Raw genomic sequence first — 19,048 nt, 5'->3', positions numbered from 1 at the left:
TGTCTTTATTTACATCAATATATTGGTTGGCATCAAATGAAATGTAAAATTTAACTGTGCCTCCTGAACCGCCACCTCTATCTGGATCTCCATTTCTACCACTGTCTGGACGCGTGTATATGAATAATAACCTAAATGATCTTGTTGCAGAATAATTCTTTGTCTGCCTTCATAAACTGCTATAACTTTTTTTATTTTTTTATTGAGACTATCATTAGGTCTTATTGCATAATTTTCAAATCTGTATGTCCCTCTACCTTTTTCTTTTGACAATTCCATTGTTGCAATTAACGCGTCGCCATCATGTAACACTTCGTCTTTTACGATACCAAAATCATTTTTAGTTACATCATTTTGATTTGTAAACGTATAAATACCTTGATAATTCGGATTATCACGATTAACAGTTAAGTTTTTCATTTTATATAGTAGTTCGTTTATATTTTTAGCTTGGTTCGCTGTAAGTTTTCTATTTCCAGCTACAGAATAATCTCTATTAAAAATTCTGTCATAAGCAGATTTATTATTTTTTAATGAAGTTTGTCTAATAATATTTCTCAGAAATAGTTTTCTTTCTTCTTCGGTTAATTCTGTTCTATTTTTTTCTACTTCATTAAATGCTGTTGTAATATTATCTCCCGCTCTTAGAGAATTATAAGATAATCTAGGCCCAAAATAATGATAATTATTGTGTGTTCCATTATAGTATCGATTTCTATCGATACTTCTGACTACTCTAGTTTTTGGAATATATTGCTTTTCTGGTTGTCTGTCATTTTTGAGATTTTTTTCATTCGTACTCAAACTTTTTTCTGCTTCGTTTTTCTCTATATTATTGTTTAACTCTTCAACTTTCACTTCAGTAACTCTATTTTCCATAGAAGTCAAATTTTGATTGATTTGTCTTTCGTTTTCGTTTAATTTTGATTCACTTTTTATTGCAGTATCCGTTTTTCTGAGCTTTTCGGTACCCGTTGGTATTATATCTGTATCTGTTTTTTCAGTATCTAATGATTTTATTTCTTCATCATTTTTAATAGTTTCAGGTGTTTTTTCTTGTTTATCTTTTTGTTTATCTTTTTGTTTATCTGATTCTTTTACATCTGAATGCTTTGGTTGTTCTTTATTTTCAACAATAGCATTGGCATTGGATTCTGATTGTTGCTGAGTTATATTAGTGCTATCCTGAATTAATTTTGTATCTTTCGAAATACTTTCTTTTTCTATTTCTTTATTTTCAATTTCAGCTTGAGTTGGTTGCTGTATCGTGTCATTATTTTTTTCTTTTTCTAGTATATTATCAAAATTTGAATCATTTTTTGTATTCTCTATATCTACTTTAGGAGGTATTTCTTTTACTTCTTGTTGTTCTTTTTGTAAAGTATCAGCTTGGGCTTCTTCGCTGTGGTTAAAAACTAAAAAACTACCTAAAAGCACTGAAGCAGTTCCAACCGTAAATTTACGTATGGAATATCGATTGTTTTTCCTAGCCATATACTCTTTAAATATCCTCATTGTTATCTAACTCTCCTTTTCGATAGTAAAATCATTTTTGATATTATTAAATTTAATGCAATTTATCCTTCTTTAATCATTATAATTTTAAATTTAATACCCAACACTACTTATAATGCGTCAGTAAAAAATTTGAATTTTTAAGTAAAATAGTGAGATTAATACGTTTTACCATCAAAAATGATTGTTAATAAACATAAAAAAGACACATAAAAACAGCAGTTTTTATGTGTCTTTTATTAGTTATTTATTATTTAAAGTTCATTCGATACATGTACTCGGTTTGAATTTTAATTCAAACGAGTTATTGCTAATCCTTCAGTTGGCTCAAAAATCGTCATTTCTTTTTTATTTAGTAAGTCTTCTGATAAATGTAATTCAGTAATTTTATTAGAATTATACCATTTAATATAAAATGTGCGTGTCGTTAAATTTAATACGGTTTGATACAACGTATAATGTAACTCATTTTCTTCATCTCTAACTGCACCTTTAGGTATACTCATGATTTCCAATAATTTAAATGCATTAAGTATGTCTTGTTCTGGACTATTTGTTGCTTCTTCTAAATAATTTTTCAAGTAAGCAATGCGAATAAATCTCTCTGCTGAAGTATATCCACCTGGTAAGCCATACGTGCCGCCTTCATTTCCCAACGATTTCAAATTAATATTAGCAAACTTTTTTTCTTTTGGCTTTTGGGGTGTAATGTTTATGTAATTCTTTAAATTTTCATAATGCCAATTTAAATCAGGGTTGTTAGTCAAAACGGCAACTGGATTGTCATTAACCACTATTTGACCTTTATTAAAAGTAAGCTCTACTGTTCTACCCGTATCATCAGAAATATGATAATGTAACGGTGGAACTTCAGAGAGGTCATTCAGAGTATGCGCCTCAACATTGACAGATTGGGCATTTTTTATTAAATCAGCTATGTTTTTGTTATAACCTAGTATCCAATTTATCACTTCATTTTGAGCAATATTCATATAGCCTGCTTTAGTTTCATTTGCGTAAGAAGCGTAGCCTCTGAAATATTGTACTGAAACGCCAATGCCATGCTCATTAACACCGTCCCCAAATAAAAAACCTTCCATATCACTGCCTGAACCTACGAAACCATATAATGTTTCACCTTTATACTCTACACGTGATTCCCAGTAATAGTGACGTGGTTGAACTGCTGGGTTGCCTTTTAATTGATAAACAAAATCCATTGTTCGACCTAATATAGCTTGATGATTCTCAGACATAAATGAAAAACCTGTACACATTGCTTATACGCTCCTTTAATAGCACTTTACTAAATCTATTTTTGTCTTCATTATGATTGTAATTAACTTTATATCATAATAATAGCAATTCGCTTAAATTTCAGGAAATAGTTATGGAATCACAACATTAAATTATATATTCATGAATTCTACCGCTAGCTAGTGATTTTTGCACATCGATGACACGCTGATTTAATGAACCTTTATAAGGTAAATTGGGTTTGTATAAGTGATGAATGAAAGGACCGTCCACGAGTACATCTATATTTTTTAATAATTCATTTCTTTGATATTGATCATTCCTTAAGTATTCAAATAAAAATCCTGTCCATACCCATAAAGTTTTTTCATGACCAAAACGTTGTCTAAATGCATGAGCACATTTGAGTGTTATGTCTAAGTTGCAAAATGGCTCCCCACCTAAAATGCTTAAACCTTCTATATAATCCGGATCACAATTTTCTATTATTTCTTTCAAAATTTCATCATTAAATTTTTCACCATATTTAAAATTTTGTGCTGCTTTATTATAGCAATTTAAACATGCAAATGGACATCCTGAAACATATAAACTACATCTCACACCTTCGCCATCTACGAAACTTTGTGACTCTATTTTGGCAATATAACCTTGTCCATTTATGATATTTAATATTGTCATATCGATTGATCTTTCATATGTTTTACTCTTGCACAAATTTCTTTATGTCTACCTTCGATTGTAGGACGTTGCACTGGATTTCCTAAATAACCACATGTGCGTTTTACTACATCTACGGTTTTAGGATCACTATTTCCACATTCCGGACACTGATATCCTGTTGGGGTTGTTTTAAAATCACCTTTAAAATCACATAAACGACAATGATCTATAGGGATATTTGTTCCTAGATAACTGATTTTGTCATATGAATAATCCCAAACCGTTTCTAATGCTTTAATATTATGATCTAATTTTGGATATTCACAATAATGTATGTAACCACCGCTAGCATAAAATGGATAATCTTTTTCAAAATCTATCTTTTCAAACGGTGTAATATCTTTTCGCACATCGTAGTGGAACGAATTTTGATAATATCCCTTGCTCGTAATATCTAATATATCTCCGAACTTTTCTTTATCTAATCTGCAAAAACGATCTGTTAAAGACTCACTTGGTGTACTATAGATACTAAACCAAATATCGTAGCGTTCTGTCCATTCCAATTGATAAACTTTCATAGCTTTTAATATTTGAAGCGTAAATGCTTTACCTCTTGCTGTTTTTTCCCATTCAGGGCCATAAAACACTGTAGCTGCCTCATACAAACCTATATAACCGATCGACAGCGTGGCACGTTTATTTTTAAATAGTGACATTACACTATCTTCATCACTTAAATAATGTTTAAAAGCACCATTTTTATATAAAATAGGGGCGTTATCAGGCGTAGCTTGTTCCATACGTTTAATGCGATAAACTAATGCATCGTGCATAATTTGCATTCTCTCATGAAATATTTCCCAGAACTTTTCCATATCACCATTTGATTCTATAGCTATCCTAGGTACATTAAGCGTAACTACCCCTAAATTACATCTTCCATTATTTTCTGCTTCACCTTGCTTATTTTTCCATTCTGGTAAAAAAGAACGACAACCCATTGGCGCTTTAAAATCACCTAAAATTTCTACTGTTTTATCATAATTTAATATATCTGGGTACATTCTTTTTGTAGAACACTCTAACGCTAATTTTTTAATATCATAATTAGGGTCATCTTGACTAAAATTCACCCCTTTTTTAATGGAAAAAACGAGTTTAGGAAAGATGGCTGTAATACGATCTTTTCCGAGTCCTTTTATTCGTGTTTTCAATATAGCTTGTTGAATTTTTCTACTATATTCATCTATACCTAGGCCAAAACCAAGAGTGACAAATGGCGTTTGTCCATTTGAAGTATAAAGTGTATTTATTTCATATTCTAGACTTTCAATTGCGTCATTAATGTCTTGTGTAATTTGATGATCAACATAAGCATCAATATGTGTATCTTCAACAAATTGTTGCGCTAATTTTCGATGTTTTGCTTCATTATATTTTACGTAGTCACTTAATAATTCATCTACTCTATCAATGGTACAACCCCCATACTGACTACTAGAAACGTTAGCGATAATTTGAACTAGCTGAGCTGAAGCTGTTTGAATTGATTTTGGAGATGTTACAGATGCATTGCCAATTCGAAAGCCATGTTTCAACATATTTTTAGCATCGATCAAACAACAGTTAGTGAGTGGTTGGAAAGGGTGATAATCTAAATCATGGAAATGTATATCACCACTTTTATGTGCCTCTGCTATATGTTTAGGCAATAAGTAATCTAAAGCATATGATTTAGATACAACACCTGCTGTTAAATCTCTCATCGTAGAAAAAGTGGCACTATCTTTATTCGCATTTTCGTTAATAACTGTAGGATCTTTTGTAATAAGTTTCGTCAAATCTTGTTCTAATTTATTCATTTTACCCCTTCTTTTCTATATATTGTATATAAACATAATTTATACCACAATATATAGTGTTTCAATGTTAAGAAGGGCTGTTAACAAATATGTCATAAACTTGTTACGATTTAAGAAACATTAATTTTTATTCTAAAATTTTTGCTTTTGAGAAATGTAAACGTCCTATTTTATGCTTTTAGCAAAATGCGTATATAATGCATGCGCTTGTGCTTCATCTTCTAATCCATAAACATTCATACGGCCATCTTTAAATAAAGTAATATCGGTGTCGTTATAAGAAAGTAATTTAGCAAAACTATTTGCTTTTTTAATTTTTGCAGGTAGATAATGCGCATATTCAAACATTTTTTCATCGAAACGAAGCAAAAATGTATCGCCACATTGAGACTCTACGTTTGTACGCTGAGGTTGATTAAGTAAATCATATTGCTGATGTACACAAATACTACAATTGCTATTTTTAAGTTGGTTGATATTCACTGTATGATACTGAATTGAAAAAGTATCTATCGTTATTAATTTTTGAGAGAATCCAGCTAATGTTAGCCAACGCAATAATTCTGAGACTTCCATGCTAGCTACTTGGTATATGACTGTAGGCAACACACCATTAATAGAACAACTTTCTGCAGATTCAGGTATTTTATAGAGCACACATTTTAAACATGGTCCTTTATAATCAATGCCATAAATGGTGCCTTGACTTCCAATTGCAGCCCCATAAATCCAAGGTATCGAAAATTTGTGGCATGCTTCGTTAATCAAGTACCTAATTTTAAAATGATCCATTCCATCCATGACGATAGCAGGATTAGAGTTTCTTAAAATGTGTTCAATGTTGGTGCAAGTTATTTCTTGGTATAATGCGTTGATTTTAATATTAGAATTTATATCTAATAAATGCTTTTTTAATGCTTCTACTTTAGGTACCATCATTTGTGCATCATTTTCAGTATAAGTGGCTTGCCTATGTAAATTTGATATTTCTACAATATCCATATCAATTATTGTAAGTTCGCCAACTCCCATACGTGATAATATTTCTGCACAATGACTTCCTAATGCTCCGGCTCCTACGATCATCACGTGTGTTTGTTCTAGTTTACGCTGACCATTTTTTCCAAAATTTTTATAACGTATTTGACGAGAATACCTTTCCATCATAAAAATCCGATTCCTTCTGTTGGACTTGAAGCTTGAGCTGTATACTTAACTGGTATTCTTCCTGCCTGATAACTCATTCTTCCTGCTTGAATGCCCAACTTCATAGCTTCTGCCATCTTCCCTGGATCTTTCGCACTTGAAATTGCTGTGTTTAATAGAATGGCATCTGCACCTAATTCCATAGCATGGCATGCATCTTTTGGTGATCCTACACCTGCATCGACTATTACAGGTACATTGGCGCGTTCAATAATATAACGTAGATATAAAGGATTATTTATTCCTCTTCCAGTACCAATAGGTGAAGCTAGTGGCATAATTGCATGCACACCTAATTCTTCTAGACGTTTGGCAAGTACAACATCATTTGAAATGTAAGGACACACTGTATAACCTTTTTCTAGCAAAACTTTGCATGCCTCATATGTTTCTAAAGGATCGGGTAGTAAGGTTTCCTGATCACCTATCACTTCTACTTTAATCATGTCACAAAGATTGGCGTGGTTAGCAATTTCTGCAATTCTTATCGCTTCCTCAGCTGATGTTGCACCAGCAGTATTAGGAAAAGTAACAAAGTTTGATAAGTCAACTTTTGCTAAAGGATTAGGTAATTTCTCATCATATAAGTTCATTCGACGCACTGCAAAAGTTAAAACCTCTGTTTCAGACGCGTTTATAGCTTCCTTTTGAATGGCTTCTGTTTCAAATTTACCAGTACCTAATAACAATCTTGAATTAAATTCAAATTTACCTATTTTAAACATCCTATCCGCCTCCTACAAATTCTAGTAATTCTAAACAATCTTTATCATTAACGATATAATCTTGAAATTGGTTTTGTTTAATTAATTTTTTATTATGTTCAACAATCACTCTCTTTTCGTCTAACCCGAGTGTTTGCAATATTTCTTGTATATTCAAAGGGTTTTCAAATGTGAAATTATCACCATTAATAACACAATGCATCACGATTCATTCCTTTCTCACTTATTGATAAGTAAATAATTAATCTTAGGTTGCTTCATAATTTAACCATGCTCTGTGTAAGGCTTGTACTGTTTTTATCGAGTGATTAAATATTGATATACCTGCGATACCTTGAAATCCTTTAGGTAAATGAGACACCGTTTTTAAATTAATACCACCTAATGCGACTACAGGAATATCACTTTTCAATGCATCATTAACCTCAGTTAATGATTTAGGTGCTAATCCTTTTTTAGACTTTGTTTCAAATACGTGCCCATAAAGTACAAAATCCAAATTTAAATCCTCTGCACATTGGATCGCCTGGCGATTGTGTGTAGACATACTTATTTTTATGTTTGAACAATGTTGTTTTAAAGCACGAATTTGCTCATCATTTTCTCTAAAATGTATACGTGACAAGTCGCAAGATTGGAGTACATGATAATCACTATGAATAATAATTTTATCTTTCGGAAAATGCCGTTGCTTTAGTTGGTTTATCCATTCTATCGTCTCAGAAGTACACATCGGTGATCTGACGATTAGGTAATCTATATAAGGTTCAATTTCGCAATAATTAATGCTATCTTGCTTAGTTAATTTATGATAACTGGTAATCGCAATAATCACTATAATCACTCCTAAAATAAAAAAACGTTATTTTTCCAAATAGGAAAAATAACGTTAATGTGAACGGACAAATATGGTTTATAACGCCACTTTTCCTACGCCAGTACAAACTGGATCAGGTTCAAGGAATTCTAGCGTATCACGCTAGTCTCAGCCTTTTTATCATAAAGGCACTTCCAGTGGTTAAACTTAGCTCTATTTAATTAATGTGAATTTTACAATTAATTCATGTTTAATTTAACGTAAAAACTGTATTTTTTCAACCTTATATATTTTCAGCTTATTATTTTCTAGGAAATATCATGACCAATCATGCATGATTGTTGCTATAAAATAATTTTAGTGAGAGATTTTTAATAATTCCTTTGTTATTTCTTTAGTCTCATCGTAAATTTTTTGGTATATTGCAAAATATTTCATATATTGCATATGACGTTCTACACTGGGTTCAAATACTTTATCATATTGAATAAATTGTTGAACCATCTCAGCGACATCATTAAACCACCCTACACCTTTTGCTGCTATCATCGCTGCACCCATACTTGGTCCTTCTTCATGCTTTAATTTATATACTTTAGCGTTAAAGATATCTGCTTGTAACTGAAGCCAAAAATCACTTTTAGCCCCACCACCGATAGAAATCATTTCTTTAATTTTTTTTTCATTTTTACGTAAATAATAGATAGATTCATATAATGCAAAAGTGATGCCTTCAATCACAGCACGAGCCATATCTTTATTATTATGCATATGACTTAAGCCAATAAAACTTCCTCTAATTTGACTATCACCGTGGGGTGTACGTTCTCCTGATAAATATGGTGCATATATTAAACCATTACTCCCTATAGAAGATTGTTTTGCTTCATCCAAAATTTGGCTATAAGTTAAGCTTGGCGTAATGTTTTTTTGAAACCATTTTAAACTATCACCTGCAGCTAATATGACACCCATTGCATAAGAATTTTGAGGGAGCACATGATTAAAGTGATGTATATTGTGACCATAAGTCGCTGTATTCTCAGAATCACACGCTAATATGACACCCGAAGTACCAATACTACATAGTGTGTCGCCCTCACTAATAACGCCTGCTCCTAATGCGCCACAGGCATTGTCTCCGCCCCCAGCATATACTGCGACATCTTTATCTAAACCTAATTCCTCTGCAATTGAAGTATTAAGGTACCCTACAAAATCTTGGGATTCAATTAAATTTGGACAAAGTTGGTATACACCATAATAGTCACAAATATTTTTATTCCAGCACTTATTTGCTATATCCATTAACAATGTGCTTGATCCATCAGAATATTCCATATTTATCGTATCTGTGAATTTAAATCTCACATAATCTTTAGGCAGTAAAAAGACATTTGCTTTGGACCAAATCAACGGTTCATTTTCTTTAACCCATAACAACTTCGTTAATGTAAAACCTTCTAAAACAGGATTATCCATTACATATTCACCAAATTGCTGTTTTATTTGTTCACACTGAAAAGTGGATCTTGTATCATTCCATAAAATGGCATTTCTAAGTGGTTGAAATTGATGGTCAAGTAACACTAAACTATGCATTTGACCAGAAAATGATATACCTTTAACCTTCATACCTGCTAACTTTTCCGAATTCAATAAGTACTTTATACAATCTTTAGAGGCTTCGTACCAATCTTCTGGATTTTGTTCACTAAAACCTGTTTGTTGATTAATAACATGAATTGGTTCACTAGTAACATCTAAAACGTCACCTTTTTTATTAATAGCAATGGCTTTAACAGAACTTGTACCGATATCTATGCCTAATACAATCTCTTTCACATATACCATCCTTTGATTTATAGTTATTTTTAAACTATTTATTTTCAATGTCATTCACGTTATATTTATAGCACAATATATTTGAAAATAAAAATTGTTTTTATAAAGAAAATATTTTCAATTCAATCTTTATACATCAAACAAGTAACAACAGTGAATGATATAACATTTTATGTTAAGAAATGTAATGATACTGTTTTCAATGTTTTAAAATACATTAGCTATTTTTAAGTTCATTCAAATTTATTAAAACTAAAACAAAAAAGCACTGAGATATTTTTTCTCAGTGCATAAAAGTATAAGTAATGATAAAGCATGTAACTTTTTAAGTATCTAAAATAGTAATTTAGAAGCGTAAATAACAACCACCACAGTAATTGAACTTAATAAAGTAGATAAAAAGACAAGCTCTGCTGCAAGTTCTGGGTGATTGTCATACTCCTGAGCAATCACAGAACTATTTACTGACGTCGGCATTGCTGAAGCGATAAACAATGTTTGCGCAATCACGCCTTCAATACCCATGATTTTTATAATTATTAATGCGATGACTGGTCCAATCACTAAGCGTACAAATATAAAAATATATGATAATGACCACTTAAAAGTAAAGTTTATATTGGCAATTTGTGCGCCTAACATAATTAAAGCAATTGCAATCATCGCATCCGCTACATAGTTAGCTGGCGTCCAAATAAATTCTGGTATAGGGATATCAGCATAATTTAAAATAATTGCAAACAGCAAAGCGTATAATACTGGCATTTTAAAATACCCTAACATCGCTTTCAATTTTCCAATTTGTGCAGACTGTATTGCGAAAATACCATATGAAAAAGTGAAAATATTTTGTAATGATAAAACGATGACTTGTACTGACATTGCTAGTGGATCACCCTTGAACACTAGGTCATTGACTGGCACACCATAGTTTCCAGAATTAAAAAATAATACACTATTGGTTAGCGTTGTAGCCTCGCCCGTATCCCTCTTGTTTATTATAGTTAAAACTTTCCCCACTATATATAAAAAAATGATGTATATTATGAAAAACACTACAATATACAATAATAAACGCAGTTCAAAATTTGTTTTATAAAATTTTACAAAAATAAATCCTGGAACAAACACATAGATATTTAATTTAGCTAAAGTCTTTAAATCTAGAGTGAACTTTTTCTGTAAGATAAATCCCAATGCTATCATTATAAAAATAGGTAATAACACACTCTGTAATATATAAGCCATTTCACTCATCCTAGAACACTCCCTCGTAAAAAACTATAACACTAGACATATTCATTTGTATTTAAGCTAAATTTAGATATCTGATTTTTAAAACTATGTTGTTTGTATACTTTAAAAATATAAAAATTAGGAGTGAAATAAAAATTGATAAATTAGAAATCAATTTCATATTTCAACTCCTATATCGTATCAATAAAAATTCTAAACTTTACTAAGATTACACTATTTTAATTTGTACATCATTTAATGGATTTGCTTTATTATTTAAAAGGGATTTATAACAATAAGATAATATATCATTCGTCTTTTCGGTTGTCTTCATCGCTATTAGTAGTATTATTAATCTGCTTTTGTTCATCGCTATTATTTTCTTGCTTTCTTTTGTTTCGTTTTTTTTCTTCCAAAATTGACATAACTATAAAACCAACAACTAATAACGGTGTAAGTATACCAATCATCATCATCATTTAGCTCACCTCATTCGTTCATTTCAATTTAATGTCTAAATTAACCTTTACTATCAATTTACATGTTTTTGTTACCTTCCTCAATAGAACAACCTATTTTATTATATTTTAATAATTATCTCTATTCATTTTCACTTGATATTACACCAATTCGTGTTCGACATTCTACTTTTTGTTCGCTTATCTGTCAGAAATGTTACTTTAGTTGCTCACATTGCATCTTTTATAAAAGCTAATAGTCTTAGATATATTGCTAAATCATAACGATAATTACCAAAATAATTGTCATAATGAAAAGCTGAACATATTTTCAATTATTTAACACTTCAATATTATTCACGAATTGTTCGGATTTATTACTATTTTAGTGCACCATAATAGAATATATTATAAACAGATGCAAAAATTATCCATTTTTTTAGTTTTAGAATTTTATTTTATTATAATTACGCAACATTAATTGACTTATTAAATTTAAAAAGAGTACTATTTAAATAAATGAAATTAAATTTAAGTATATCTACATTTCCTGAACGAATTTATTGTGTATGCTCTCAAAACCTTAATACTTAATCTGATTCTCATTTTACTATAAATCATTGCCAATTTTACTAGCTAACATTTAAGGAAAGGAGGGGTTTAATGAATTATAACCAAATCATTTATGATGAAGGCGATAAATTAGAACATTTAAATACACCTAACTTTTCCAATATATATTTAGTCATTTCAGGTATGATTCATTTCCAAAAAGTAAAATCAAATTTTATATTTCATCGAGGAGATGTATTTGTAGTATATGATTTTGAAGAAAACCTCATTATTCATCGAGAAGGTATGCTTGCTTGTATTTCAGTAAATAATTTAAGTTATCATCGGTTCACCTTAATAAATCAGGAAAACCTTCTAGAAAAATATAAATTAAGTAAATTGATTACTGAAACCTATATTACAACTTTAAAAAATATTTTAGAAAACAATTCATTTAATGGAGATATCGGAGTTATTAAATTAATCAATTACCTCAATTTATCTCAAGCAAATATATATGGACAGTTGACTTACTCAAATAAATTAATTAAAAATGTTGTAGAATATATTAACCAACATTACAAACAACCATTAACGCTGAATTTAATTGCCAAAAATTTTTACGTAAACAGTAGCTATTTGTCTAGAGAATTTTCAAAAAAAATGAATATTTCATTAATCAAATACATTAAAAAAGTTAAAATCTATAGTTTATCTAGAGAGTTATTAACAAATGGCAATAGTGAATCAATTTGGGTAGACTATGGGTTCCGTTCATACAATACTTATTTGAGAGATTTCAAAAATGTGATGCAAATGACACCTAAAGATTTTATAAAACAACATTATTCTAAAAGTACAAATACAAAGATAGAACCACATCAATTATATAACCAGCTCCAATTAATTTTGGATACGATTAAATCTGAATAAAATACAAAAAATCCAAGTTTACCTATCAAAGGCAAACTTGGATTACGACTTAATATTTATATTTATTATCCTCATCATCATCGGAATAATTTTCTTTGATTTTTTGTTGTTCGTTCTCTTTTTGATCTTCGGATAATACAAATGAGTTATTATGTTCATTTACTTGTGATCCATCTTTGATATAGGGATTTGCATCATCTTCTTCATCTCTACTATAAATTGCTTTTTGTGGCTTTCTCACAAGTAACATAATACCTGCTACTAACCACAATATTGCGGTAATCCAATTACCAATTAATGAAATAACACCAACAATGATTAATAGAATACCAGCAGCTTTTGCTTTTTTACCAATTAACACTGCACCGATGATTGCTACTATAAGTAGCACAATAGACAATATAAGACCTGCAGTTACCAATCCACTTAACATATTAATAACCGCTTCTCCATTTTCATATGTGATCGAACTATCGTCTTCCATCATTGCTTGTATCATTGCATTTTTATTGTCATCATTTCCAACTAATGGTAAGAATATCGCAAGTACAATTACACCTAGTAGTTGTATACCAATACCAATCCAGGCAAGTATACGTTCAGCTGTTCTTTTCATTATGTTTCACCCCTAATCAAAAATTTATGTTTTTTAGTTAATATCTGTTTAGAATTATATCATTTAGTATACGCATCCTGTTGCTACAAGTCCATGTATAACACATTTAATTTCCTAGGTAATTATTTACTTTTTCTAAAAGCTTCATCTATTCGTTCCAATTGATTTACAAAATCTTCTATTTCTTCAAGTGAAAATTGGTCACCTAAGCGATTTTTTACTGATTCTGTCATTGCAGAAGTCGCTTGCTTTAAAAATGTTTCACCTTCTAAGCTTAATTGAACTAATTTTATTCTTTTATTATTTGAGTATGCTCTTTGCACATAGCCCATTTCTTCAAGTTTACCTATTCTTTTTGAAGCAGCTGTTTTAAATATATTTTGCAGCCCAGCCAACTCATTAATCGTAACTTGACCTTTTGTTTGAATAATTCTCATCGCTTCAATTTGTTCTCTTGAAAGTAAGTTTGTGAGAGACGATTCGTTCACCATTTCAATAATTTCTTTGTTTAAATACAACATCACTATTTGAAATTTGGTTATCGCTTTTTCAATCGATGCATCTACATCATTCATAATCTTATCCCCCTTTATAAATTACTTAAATTCGATAGAAAGTGGTAACTTATCGCGCTTATTGAACCATAGTAGAACTAAATATTGTAAAATCATCATTACGACTATGATACCGATAAGTAACGCTACAACAAATCCAAAGTCAAAGTGACCTGCATTAGTAAATATCGCTTCTCTGTATCCTTGAATAGCGTAAGACATTGGTGAAAATGGATGTATCCATCTATAGAACGTTGCAGAAAGTTCTATTGGGAACATACCTTCACTTGCACTTAATTGTAAGATTAAAAGAATCATTGATATAAATAGTCCTATTCTGTCTAAGAATAATGTTAGGAACGATGTAATTGTAATTGCTGCAATAGCCCATAATAAACCTACTAATATAAATTTCCATACATTACCAACTGACATGTTAAACACAAATAATACCCAACTACTCATAAATAACGCAGACAACGCACCTTGAACAATATATAATGCAAATTTTCCTAAAGCTTGTCTCACTGAAGTTGTAGATTTATCAATAGTTTTTCTCAATGGATAAATAGCACTAAACGATAGCGCACCAACAAATAAACTAACACTTGCCATATAAGGAACAATCGTTGCACCGTATTCATCAGCATTCGTTGGATTATTTTCTTTTACTTTTGTAACATCATTGAGTGCTTTTTCATTTTCGGATTCAAATGAAACATTATTTTGTTGACTAACTGCATCATCAATTTTTGATTTTAATTCGTCATTATTTGCTTCAAGTTCTTTCAGCCCATCTGTTACCTGTTGATTTCCCGATAATAATTTTTGAGCTGGTTGACCTACCATTGGTGCCATTTGTTGAATACCATCTGTTACTTGTTGATTACCATCAATGAGTTCTGTTTCTGCATCAGACATTTGTCCTAATGCTTCTGATGTATCTTGATAACCTGATTGTGATTTTTTAGCACTAGCGAATAATTCACTCAAATAGTTAGATCTTATATTATCTTTTATAGATTCAGTCACTGTATTAATAGCTAAATTTGCAGATTGACTTCCTGTATAACTAGAACCAGGATTTACCTTAGTTTCTAGATTTATTTTTTTAGGGTTTTCATCTAAAATTGTCGTTGCATTTGATGAGGCATTTTTGGGAACAATAATAGTTCCTACACTTTCACCTCTATTCAATTGTTTATTCGCTTCTTTTTCAGAAACGACTTGAAAATCAAACTTATCATTATCTTTTAATTTATCTACTAAATCATCGCCAATAGTAATATCTTTATTATTAAGCGTTGCTTTTTCATCGTGGTTTACAACAGATATTTTTAGATTTTCTGTCTTATCGTATGGATCCCACATTGAACCAACGAACAAAGCTACGTATAGCAACGAAATAAGTGATATTGCAATTAAAGATACTACTAACATTTTATTTTTAAATATAAATTTAAATTCATTCAACATTTTTCCAACTACCTTCCTTTAATTGTACATCCCATGTACTATAAGTTAAAAAAAGACTAAAACAAAAATATTTGCCTTAGCTTAACACGCATGACCAGCTATTTATAAGGGGGAAATCACTTCAGTACACCCCGTGTACTTTTTATATATTACGCTTCTTAAATTTAAATGTCAAACCTATTTTCCAAAAAATTTCATGGTGATTTTGAACAAAAATATATTCTGAAAATTCTGTATTTACTGTTAATTTTATCCTTTATTAATGCTATGATACTTACTATCACTTTAAATTAGGGAGGGAAATTATCATGTGGAGTGAACCTATTATTTCAGCAACTGCTTTATTTGCTTTAATTGCTTTGGGGGAAGTTATTTCAACATTGACAAAAGCACGAGTACCAATGCTTTTGACTGCAATGGTCAGTTTTTTATTACTTAAATGGGCAGGTATATTTCCTGAAAATATTCTTGATTCAGCTATTTTACCTTCACTAGGTGCACTAGCTATAGCACCTGCCATTATGCATATGGGAACGATGATGCCTTTATCAACGTTAAAAACACAGTGGAAGGCAGTGATTATTTCACTTTTCGGCATTATAGGTTCAACGACTATGATTTTAATCATCGTATCTTTTGTTTATGATTTCCGTATCGCCGCTTCTGGTGTTGGTCCTATCTCAGGTGGTATTGTTGCATTACTAATTACAATTGATAAGTTAAAGGAATTAGATTTAAGTTATTTAATTGTTTTACCAGCACTTGTGCAAGGTATACAAGGTGTTATCGGGTTACCATTAAGTTCAGTAATCATGAAACGTTACGGTAAACACTTTTTGCAACAAGAAGCTAAAAATTTACAAACTGATACCCGTGAAGAAGCGTCAACGACTCGAACATCAACAACACATACTTTACATGATAAATATCCTATTTTACAAAATAATACTTTAAGACTATTTATTATGTTTGTATTAGCTAGTTTAGCTTTTTTAATTGGAGAAGTGACCCCAATTCATTTTACACTTATCAGTTTATTCTTTGGGATTGTCGGGTTAAAACTAGGATTATTTGAACAAGCAGAATTAGAAAAAAACAAGTCGTTCACTTTAATTCTTGTTATTATCATGCTGATTGTCATCGGTTCTATGGGAGATATCACACCACAAGATTTATGGCATCACCTACCAGCTATCTTACTTATTTTATTAATAGGTACGATAGGTATTTTAATCGGAGGAGCAGTTGCTGCAAAATTGATTGGTTGGCGTTATACAAAGGCACTTCCAGTTGCGTTAACTGCATTGTATGGTTTCCCTGGAGATTACATGCTATGTGAAGAAGTGAGTCGTAGTTTAACCAAAAACAAAAAAGAACATGATGCACTTTTCAAAGAATTACTTAGTCCTATGTTGATAGGTGGATTTACTTCCGTTACGGTAGCTTCCGTGATTTTAACAGGTATTATTATGAATTTTATTAATTAGGAGGAATTTTAAATGCTTATAAAAAATATAAACCTTATAGATGGTACTGGTAGCGCTATACAACAAAACGTTGATGTGATTATTCAAGATCATCGCTTTAAGACTATTGGACAGAATTTAAACCATGAAAATCATGAAATCATCGATGGTACCGATAAATATTTATTACCGGGCATGATAGATAGCCATGTTCATATCATGGAAGAAATGAGACCATTGACAGATAAATTAGCTACGCCATTTTCTTATACATTCTATCGCGCTATAGATCATCTTAAACGTACAGTAAATTGCGGTATCACTACCGTGCGTGATGCACTTGGTGCTGACCAAGGGATTAAAGAAGCTGTACAAAATGGTTTGATACTCGGACCCCGCATGCAAATTAGTGTCAATGCATTAACGATTACTGGTGGCCATGGTGATAAATTAACGAAATCTGGTATAACTATGCCAAGTTTTATTGAAGATTATCCAGGTTTGCCTACAGGAATTTGTGATGGCGTTGAAGAAGTACGTAAAAAAGTAAGAGAGATGTTACGTGCTGGTGCGGATGTAATCAAAGTTCATGCAACTGGTGGTGTAACAAGTCCAACAGATCATCCAGACTTCACACAATTTTCTATTGAAGAACTTAAAGTTATGGTTGAAGAAGCACAATTCAGAGGTAATAGAAAAGTTATGGCACATGCCCAAGGCCTACAAGGCGTTAAAAATTGTATCGCAGCAGGCATTCATTCTATAGAGCATGGCATTTACCTAGATGATGAAGCAATAGAAAAAATGAAGGCACAAGGTACCTTTCTCGTACCGACTTTACTAGCACCTGTTTCAGTTATTGAATTTGCAGATGAACTTGGTATGTCTGAAGGTTCTGTTGAAAAGTCAAAAGAAGTTTTAGAGGCACATACAACAAGTTTTACTAAAGCTGTAAACGCAGGTGTAAAAATCGCCATGGGTACAGATGCTGGTGTCTTTAAACACGGTACCAACTTACGTGAATTAGAGTTAATGGTTGAACATGGTATGACACCAATGCAAGCTATAGTAGCATCCACTAAAACTGCAGCAGAATGTCTAGGTTATGACAATGAAATAGGCACAATTGAAACAGACAAAAAAGCTGACTTTATTATCGTAGATGATAATCCATTAGATCGTATTGGGATATTAAAAAACCCTGATAATATTAAAATTGTAGGTATTGATGGTGAAATTGTGAAAAGATAATGCTATCTACTATTTATAAAAACAAAGCCTCATTGTATATCTACAGAATGATTGAAGATATACAACGAGGTTTTAATTTTGAATTCACTTTGCTTTATCATTATTTATATTTATTAACCAGTGCTTTAGGTAAATGACAGTAATCATTTGGAAATCTTGATAATCTGTCTTGATGTGTTTCTGCACTTTTAACATAATTAGTCAATGGTAATACCTCTGTGGCAATAAGGTGATGGTCTTCAATTGCATCTATGTATGCTTGTGCTTCTTTTAAATGTTTTACGTCTTCACTATATAATCCCGTTCTATATTTCAAACCAATATCTTGGCCCTGTTGGTTTACACTATAAGGGTCAATAATTTCAAAAAGATACCCCATTAAATCAGTAACAGACACTTTTTCAGGATCAAAAGTTGTTTTAATTACTTCTACATAGCCGTCGTATTCTCCATCAAGGGTATGCGTAATACCATTTGCCCTACCACCTTCTGTTTGAATGACACCTGGTAATGTCTTAACGAATGCCTGAACACCCCAGAGACAACCTCCTGCTAAATATACAGTTTCCATTCTATCCCCTCCTGATTTAACACATTATTTAATAAAAGTATA

The 19,048-nt window shown here is 31.2% G+C and carries 18 protein-coding genes and 1 riboswitch; of the genes, 3 read left to right on the top strand and 15 right to left on the bottom strand.

What is annotated here, in order from left to right:
- Positions 1-9: 9 nt before the first annotated feature.
- The 11 genes from KA856_RS01390 to KA856_RS01340 all read right to left on the bottom strand — a co-directional run bounded on the left by KA856_RS01390 (position 10) and on the right by KA856_RS01340 (position 11,608).
- Positions 10-1,515, bottom strand: a complete 1,506-nt coding sequence (locus KA856_RS01390) for a YSIRK-type signal peptide-containing protein (RefSeq protein WP_210138423.1) — start codon at positions 1,513-1,515, stop codon at positions 10-12.
- 290 nt (positions 1,516-1,805) lie between these two features.
- A complete protein-coding gene (locus KA856_RS01385; RefSeq protein WP_210138422.1) occupies positions 1,806-2,792 on the bottom strand; it encodes a choloylglycine hydrolase family protein in 987 nt (328 codons plus the stop codon).
- 127 nt (positions 2,793-2,919) lie between these two features.
- Positions 2,920-3,453: an anaerobic ribonucleoside-triphosphate reductase activating protein gene (nrdG, locus tag KA856_RS01380; protein ID WP_210138421.1), complete on the bottom strand. Its 534-nt coding sequence runs from the start codon at positions 3,451-3,453 to the stop codon at positions 2,920-2,922.
- Positions 3,450-5,300 carry an anaerobic ribonucleoside-triphosphate reductase gene (nrdD, locus tag KA856_RS01375; RefSeq protein ID WP_210138420.1) on the bottom strand — a complete coding sequence of 617 codons (1,851 nt, stop codon included), beginning with the start codon at positions 5,298-5,300 and terminating at the stop codon, positions 3,450-3,452. Before nrdD ends, nrdG begins: the two co-directional genes overlap by 4 nt.
- A 165-nt stretch (positions 5,301-5,465) precedes the next feature.
- Positions 5,466-6,464 (bottom strand): ThiF family adenylyltransferase, encoded by a 999-nt coding sequence (locus KA856_RS01370; protein ID WP_210138419.1) that lies wholly within the window; start codon positions 6,462-6,464, stop codon positions 5,466-5,468.
- Entirely contained in the window at positions 6,464-7,231 is a 768-nt protein-coding gene (locus KA856_RS01365) for a thiazole synthase (RefSeq protein WP_210138418.1), read from the bottom strand. Before KA856_RS01365 ends, KA856_RS01370 begins: the two co-directional genes overlap by 1 nt.
- 1 nt (position 7,232) lies before the next feature.
- Positions 7,233-7,433: a sulfur carrier protein ThiS gene (thiS, locus tag KA856_RS01360; RefSeq protein ID WP_019469161.1), complete on the bottom strand. Its 201-nt coding sequence runs from the start codon at positions 7,431-7,433 to the stop codon at positions 7,233-7,235.
- A gap of 45 nt (positions 7,434-7,478) precedes the next feature.
- Entirely contained in the window at positions 7,479-8,066 is a 588-nt protein-coding gene (locus tag KA856_RS01355) for a thiamine phosphate synthase (protein ID WP_210138417.1), read from the bottom strand.
- 74 nt (positions 8,067-8,140) lie between these two features.
- A riboswitch (TPP riboswitch) is annotated at positions 8,141-8,254 on the bottom strand.
- A gap of 151 nt (positions 8,255-8,405) precedes the next feature.
- Positions 8,406-9,893 (bottom strand): xylulokinase, encoded by a 1,488-nt coding sequence (gene xylB / locus KA856_RS01350; RefSeq protein ID WP_210138416.1) that lies wholly within the window; start codon positions 9,891-9,893, stop codon positions 8,406-8,408.
- 333 nt (positions 9,894-10,226) lie between these two features.
- Complete coding sequence (locus tag KA856_RS01345) at positions 10,227-11,150, bottom strand: AEC family transporter (protein ID WP_210138415.1); 924 nt, start codon at positions 11,148-11,150, stop codon at positions 10,227-10,229.
- 287 nt (positions 11,151-11,437) lie between these two features.
- The gene (locus tag KA856_RS01340) at positions 11,438-11,608 is read right to left on the bottom strand and encodes a hypothetical protein (protein WP_157947983.1); all 171 of its coding nucleotides are present in this window, start codon (positions 11,606-11,608) and stop codon (positions 11,438-11,440) included.
- A 642-nt stretch (positions 11,609-12,250) separates the two neighbouring features.
- On the opposite strand from KA856_RS01340, the gene KA856_RS01335 reads away from it, so the two are divergent.
- Entirely contained in the window at positions 12,251-13,072 is an 822-nt protein-coding gene (locus KA856_RS01335; protein WP_210138414.1) for an AraC family transcriptional regulator, read from the top strand.
- Positions 13,073-13,121: 49 nt separating this feature from the next.
- Here the strand turns inward: KA856_RS01335 and KA856_RS01330 are convergent, their stop codons facing one another.
- The 3 genes from KA856_RS01330 to KA856_RS01320 all read right to left on the bottom strand — a co-directional run bounded on the left by KA856_RS01330 (position 13,122) and on the right by KA856_RS01320 (position 15,718).
- Positions 13,122-13,688 (bottom strand): DUF4064 domain-containing protein, encoded by a 567-nt coding sequence (locus KA856_RS01330; RefSeq protein ID WP_210138413.1) that lies wholly within the window; start codon positions 13,686-13,688, stop codon positions 13,122-13,124.
- A 122-nt stretch (positions 13,689-13,810) separates the two neighbouring features.
- Entirely contained in the window at positions 13,811-14,263 is a 453-nt protein-coding gene (locus KA856_RS01325) for a MarR family winged helix-turn-helix transcriptional regulator (RefSeq protein WP_107383473.1), read from the bottom strand.
- A 21-nt stretch (positions 14,264-14,284) separates the two neighbouring features.
- A complete protein-coding gene (locus KA856_RS01320) occupies positions 14,285-15,718 on the bottom strand; it encodes a YhgE/Pip domain-containing protein (protein WP_210138412.1) in 1,434 nt (477 codons plus the stop codon).
- A 308-nt stretch (positions 15,719-16,026) separates the two neighbouring features.
- On the opposite strand from KA856_RS01320, the gene KA856_RS01315 reads away from it, so the two are divergent.
- A complete protein-coding gene (locus tag KA856_RS01315) occupies positions 16,027-17,205 on the top strand; it encodes a hypothetical protein (protein WP_210138411.1) in 1,179 nt (392 codons plus the stop codon).
- 12 nt (positions 17,206-17,217) lie between these two features.
- Positions 17,218-18,435, top strand: coding sequence for a metal-dependent hydrolase family protein (locus KA856_RS01310; protein WP_019469171.1), 1,218 nt, complete (start codon positions 17,218-17,220; stop codon positions 18,433-18,435).
- A gap of 100 nt (positions 18,436-18,535) precedes the next feature.
- Here the strand turns inward: KA856_RS01310 and KA856_RS01305 are convergent, their stop codons facing one another.
- Positions 18,536-19,006: a peptide-methionine (S)-S-oxide reductase gene (locus tag KA856_RS01305; RefSeq protein ID WP_019469172.1), complete on the bottom strand. Its 471-nt coding sequence runs from the start codon at positions 19,004-19,006 to the stop codon at positions 18,536-18,538.
- Positions 19,007-19,048: the final 42 nt, after the last annotated feature.

The sequence above is a fragment of the Staphylococcus sp. GDB9P120P genome (genome assembly GCF_017893435.1).
Classification (GTDB): Bacteria; Bacillota; Bacilli; order Staphylococcales; family Staphylococcaceae; genus Staphylococcus; species Staphylococcus cohnii.
Note: the sequence above shows the minus strand (reverse complement) of the source record. Positions and strands in the feature narration are given on the sequence as shown.

What these genes read in the sequence shown, in the direction of transcription:
- KA856_RS01390 (WP_210138423.1), bottom strand. Translation starts at nt 1,515, where the DNA reads ATGAGGATATTTAAAGAGTATATGGCTAGGAAAAACAATCGATATTCC.
- KA856_RS01385 (WP_210138422.1), bottom strand. Translation starts at nt 2,792, where the DNA reads ATGTGTACAGGTTTTTCATTTATGTCTGAGAATCATCAAGCTATATTA.
- nrdG (WP_210138421.1), bottom strand. Translation starts at nt 3,453, where the DNA reads ATGACAATATTAAATATCATAAATGGACAAGGTTATATTGCCAAAATA.
- nrdD (WP_210138420.1), bottom strand. Translation starts at nt 5,300, where the DNA reads ATGAATAAATTAGAACAAGATTTGACGAAACTTATTACAAAAGATCCT.
- KA856_RS01370 (WP_210138419.1), bottom strand. Translation starts at nt 6,464, where the DNA reads ATGGAAAGGTATTCTCGTCAAATACGTTATAAAAATTTTGGAAAAAAT.
- KA856_RS01365 (WP_210138418.1), bottom strand. Translation starts at nt 7,231, where the DNA reads ATGTTTAAAATAGGTAAATTTGAATTTAATTCAAGATTGTTATTAGGT.
- thiS (WP_019469161.1), bottom strand. Translation starts at nt 7,433, where the DNA reads ATGCATTGTGTTATTAATGGTGATAATTTCACATTTGAAAACCCTTTG.
- KA856_RS01345 (WP_210138415.1), bottom strand. Translation starts at nt 11,150, where the DNA reads ATGAGTGAAATGGCTTATATATTACAGAGTGTGTTATTACCTATTTTT.
- KA856_RS01340 (WP_157947983.1), bottom strand. Translation starts at nt 11,608, where the DNA reads ATGATGATGATGATTGGTATACTTACACCGTTATTAGTTGTTGGTTTT.
- KA856_RS01335 (WP_210138414.1), top strand. Translation starts at nt 12,251, where the DNA reads ATGAATTATAACCAAATCATTTATGATGAAGGCGATAAATTAGAACAT.
- KA856_RS01330 (WP_210138413.1), bottom strand. Translation starts at nt 13,688, where the DNA reads ATGAAAAGAACAGCTGAACGTATACTTGCCTGGATTGGTATTGGTATA.
- KA856_RS01325 (WP_107383473.1), bottom strand. Translation starts at nt 14,263, where the DNA reads ATGAATGATGTAGATGCATCGATTGAAAAAGCGATAACCAAATTTCAA.
- KA856_RS01320 (WP_210138412.1), bottom strand. Translation starts at nt 15,718, where the DNA reads ATGTTGAATGAATTTAAATTTATATTTAAAAATAAAATGTTAGTAGTA.
- KA856_RS01315 (WP_210138411.1), top strand. Translation starts at nt 16,027, where the DNA reads ATGTGGAGTGAACCTATTATTTCAGCAACTGCTTTATTTGCTTTAATT.
- KA856_RS01310 (WP_019469171.1), top strand. Translation starts at nt 17,218, where the DNA reads ATGCTTATAAAAAATATAAACCTTATAGATGGTACTGGTAGCGCTATA.
- KA856_RS01305 (WP_019469172.1), bottom strand. Translation starts at nt 19,006, where the DNA reads ATGGAAACTGTATATTTAGCAGGAGGTTGTCTCTGGGGTGTTCAGGCA.